The following is a 3,329-nucleotide window of genomic DNA, read 5'->3' on the forward strand; positions in this document are numbered from 1 at the left end:
ATTAGCAGGGGCTTGTTTATGACTTTTAACTTTCTGGGGCCTGGATTAACTGTAAATGTTGAGGCCAAAGTCAAAGAGCAAATTATTTTGGACAGCAGTGTATCAAAATGCAAAGTTAGAAATTCTCGCTAAATCTCTATTTCACGCTCCATTTAGCTCTATTTATGTGCAGGGGGAAAATCGGGATGACTGGAACGCAAAGTTCCTTAGAGATATTGGTGCGAGTGGACGGCACACTAATTTTGTTTTAATTCAATAAACAATAAAAATTAAAACTCTTTTTTAGCTCCATTTTTTGCTTTTTCAGCTGAAAAATATTTTCTTTCGGCAACTTCCCCCCGTTTCCCAATATTGAATGAAGAGATCGGACGATGGTATCCCATCACGCGCGTCCAAACTTCGCAGCGAGTACGTTCAGAATCATTCAATTGGATGTCCATCTTTATCTCCTTAGTTGGATTGCGCACCATTCAATGAGCTTTCTATCGCTGACTGCGCGCTCTGCACATCGGCTAAGAGCTGCTGAAGAGAGCTCCAGTGCTGATTTAAATCTACTACAGTTTCCAAGTTCGGACTGTAGTTTTCGCTGTATCTGGGCGTCTCGCTCGCGCACCCGGAGAGCAGTGTCATTAAGAGTAGTAATAGTAGTTTGTAATTTTGCGAGTTCACGATCCTTTTCCTGTAGACGTGAAATTTGGCTTTGCAGCATTAACTCACGCTCCTGGGTCCACTGCAGCTCCATTTTTTGTTGGCCAAAATGGTATCCGGCAACAGAAGCTGCAGCCAGACCGGCGATGATCAGCAAGGTTTTAACCATTCCATCTTCGCTCCGGCCCTAAATCCACATGAACAAAAGAGGAGTAGAAACCTACTCCTCCTTTACAGCGTCTGTTCGCAATAATTTTTAAACGGCCTAATGCTCGCTTCCATTTTTCCGGATCTCGATAGCGGGTTGGCCGGATGTCTGCCGCTTGCCCTTTAACATGAAAAGAATTCGGCGTGCCTCCGATTTTCCGATTATGTTCCGGACTTCGGTAGCCGGAATTGATATAAATCGGCTCTCCAAAATCAGAGCGGATTTCCTCTAGCAAAAAATAAAGGCCCGGATCAACGACCTCGGGCCAAGGACTGGGTTGTCCGTCCTTCGATTCAAACTCGGACGGTTGAAAATGCTCGCTCATATTAAGTCCCTTCAATGTTCTTCTGGATTCTTACTTCTATTACACGAAGTAACCGCGTTCCCATCCATCCGGCGATACCGCAAAAGGCTCCGCAGACATCCGGGTCAAAACCAGCCAGATTCCTCAGCGTTGTGTAAGTTATCAGTCCGCACACTGCCGAAATCACCGTGTGCAAAATAAATTCGGTCCATTTAAACTGCTTTCCTTCCTCTACTTTTAATAGGTATGAAAGGCTCCCACAAACCGCAGCGAAGATACAACTGACTGCCAAGTTCGCCCATATTTCTCTTAAGTGTTCAATCATTCTTAATCCTTATGAAATTACCCAAGTTTCCTAATACCGACTTTCCTGTATTTCTTTACCTTTTACTGTTCTCCATGGTTTGTTACGGGTACGCCTACTTTTTTCGCGGTTATGCTCTAACTTTGTCTGATATCAGCAAGACATTTTTAGCAATCAGTTCTTTCGTCATTGCTAGACGGTGGTTCTATTCAGCCTACTACGCCTCTCAAGTCGAACGACTCGAAGGAGAAGCCCCAGCAGAAGAGCTTTGCAAACTTAAAAAGAAGGCATCAGAGAGCAACATATTGGCAGCCGTGTACTCCAGTGCCGTTGCTTTCGGAAGTTTCTTATTCTTCATGTGTGAACTCATAGAACCAATAAATTATTAATCAATAATTCTCTCGTTAGCGGTTAACCTCCATACCCAAAAATTAGATTTAAAACGGATGCGATGTTTTCATGGAAATAAGAAACGATTTCAAACAGTTTGTAGACCATCGCTAGTACAAGCCAACATACGCCGACCACAGGCAAACCCACGCCCAGCCATAATGCGAAGCTTCTAAATGTCATCTTTCCCCTCAGCATGTAGAGTAAAATAATCCTCATAAAATATCCTTTTCGCATATTTTGTATTCCGCTCTGTGCTACCAACGCAGGGCGGTTTTCCTTTCTTTTTCAGACGTTAAATGCACGACAAGAACCTCTTTCGTGCTGTTTTCCGAATTCCATCTTCCTCTTGGCTTTTTGAGCCTGTTGGTAAGCTGTTCCTATTTTCAAGTCTGGAAACTCTTTCAAGTATCAGTTCCCTTTTTTGTTCAATGCGCACTTTTTATGAAAAAGCCCCTCGAGTGAGGGGCTGAGCGGTTAGATGGAAGCAGTTAGCGGATAAAGCCGTAGTTCGACATCCTTAACATGGTTTCCGCCAAGGCTGACATAACTACCCTTTGTAACGGGCATACTAAACTTGCCGCCGCCATTAGCCCACGGAACTAGCGACTGAGCCCCGGGACCAGCCGCATAGCTGGATTCATTCGTTCCGGCAAATGAGACAACAAGAACGCCGTCGTTAGGCATTACGCCCTGATAGATAGAGCCCCAATCGTCATTAACGTCGGTTCCTGTCATCACTATTGGAGAAGCTCCCCAGGCAGGTTGGGCAAAATGCGCGGCTTCGGTTTTTGTTGTTCGGGTATTTAGTAATAACTGGAGGAGCGACTTCAGCATGACGCACCTCCAAACATCTGATCAATTGTTCCCCTCGACTTTGTATATTCGAAGATAGGCAGTAGAGAACTGATTTGATTGCCCAATTGCGTAGGTAAGTTCTTGACCTTTTTTAGCGTAAGCCCAGATCGAGAGGTTTCCATTCGCAGATTGTCCGAGATTGATAAGGTTGAACCCTCCAATATCGGCAAACCAAACTCCATAACCTCTGAGGTTAACAACCCCCGTGTACGGCATGGTGAATGGGTGACTTTCTCCATCTGCAATAACAGGTAGTTCAGAAGAGCTTTGAATAGAAATTGTTGACTGATCAGCCACCCACTCCCGCTTGTTCTGTAAGAATTTCTCCGCAAAGAGCTGGATAAGCTGTTTAAGCATAGGCCACCTCCTTGCAGAATAAATTTCTTAAGAGTTGACACCCCCCCCGACCAAAGCATAGAACGTCGCAGAAGTATCTGCGGCAGTCTCAAAAATTATTTTTTTACCCTTAGCAATAGGAACAAAGAGTTTGGCTGCTCGTCCCTCACGAGGGTAGCTACTAGTATAAAATTCTAAAATTACGTTATCTAATTAGAATAAGAAGTATAATACGGCCATGAATGGAGGAATTTCATGGCCGGTCGTACCCGCAAATTTAA

At 44.3% G+C, this 3,329-nt stretch carries 7 protein-coding genes; 1 reads left to right on the forward strand and 6 read right to left on the reverse strand.

Features of this window, described 5'->3' with window-relative positions; all coding sequences use genetic code 11:
• Window positions 1-269 precede the first annotated feature (269 nt).
• The 4 genes from nrdD to ACZND6_RS12710 are packed head-to-tail and all read right to left on the reverse strand — an operon-like array spanning window position 270 to window position 1,485.
• Complete coding sequence (gene nrdD / locus ACZND6_RS12695; protein WP_270209595.1) at window positions 270-440, reverse strand: anaerobic ribonucleoside-triphosphate reductase; 171 nt, start codon at window positions 438-440, stop codon at window positions 270-272.
• 2 nt (window positions 441-442) lie between these two features.
• Window positions 443-817, reverse strand: coding sequence for a hypothetical protein (locus ACZND6_RS12700; protein WP_270209596.1), 375 nt, complete (start codon window positions 815-817; stop codon window positions 443-445).
• On the reverse strand, window positions 810-1,181 hold the full coding sequence (locus ACZND6_RS12705) for a YcbK family protein (RefSeq protein WP_270209598.1): 372 nt from the start codon (window positions 1,179-1,181) through the stop codon (window positions 810-812). Before ACZND6_RS12705 ends, ACZND6_RS12700 begins: the two co-directional genes overlap by 8 nt.
• A gap of 1 nt (window position 1,182) precedes the next feature.
• Entirely contained in the window at window positions 1,183-1,485 is a 303-nt protein-coding gene (locus ACZND6_RS12710) for a phage holin family protein (protein ID WP_270209599.1), read from the reverse strand.
• 11 nt (window positions 1,486-1,496) lie between these two features.
• Between ACZND6_RS12710 and ACZND6_RS12715 the strand changes: the two genes are divergently transcribed.
• Window positions 1,497-1,853 (forward strand): hypothetical protein, encoded by a 357-nt coding sequence (locus ACZND6_RS12715; RefSeq protein WP_489524767.1) that lies wholly within the window; start codon window positions 1,497-1,499, stop codon window positions 1,851-1,853.
• Between the two features lie 478 nt (window positions 1,854-2,331).
• Here the strand turns inward: ACZND6_RS12715 and ACZND6_RS12720 are convergent, their stop codons facing one another.
• Both ACZND6_RS12720 and ACZND6_RS12725 read right to left on the reverse strand, forming a co-directional pair.
• A complete protein-coding gene (locus tag ACZND6_RS12720) occupies window positions 2,332-2,595 on the reverse strand; it encodes a hypothetical protein (protein WP_489524768.1) in 264 nt (87 codons plus the stop codon).
• 117 nt (window positions 2,596-2,712) lie between these two features.
• A complete protein-coding gene (locus tag ACZND6_RS12725) occupies window positions 2,713-3,069 on the reverse strand; it encodes a hypothetical protein (protein ID WP_489524769.1) in 357 nt (118 codons plus the stop codon).
• Window positions 3,070-3,329: the final 260 nt, after the last annotated feature.

Source organism: Parasutterella sp., assembly GCF_057870745.1.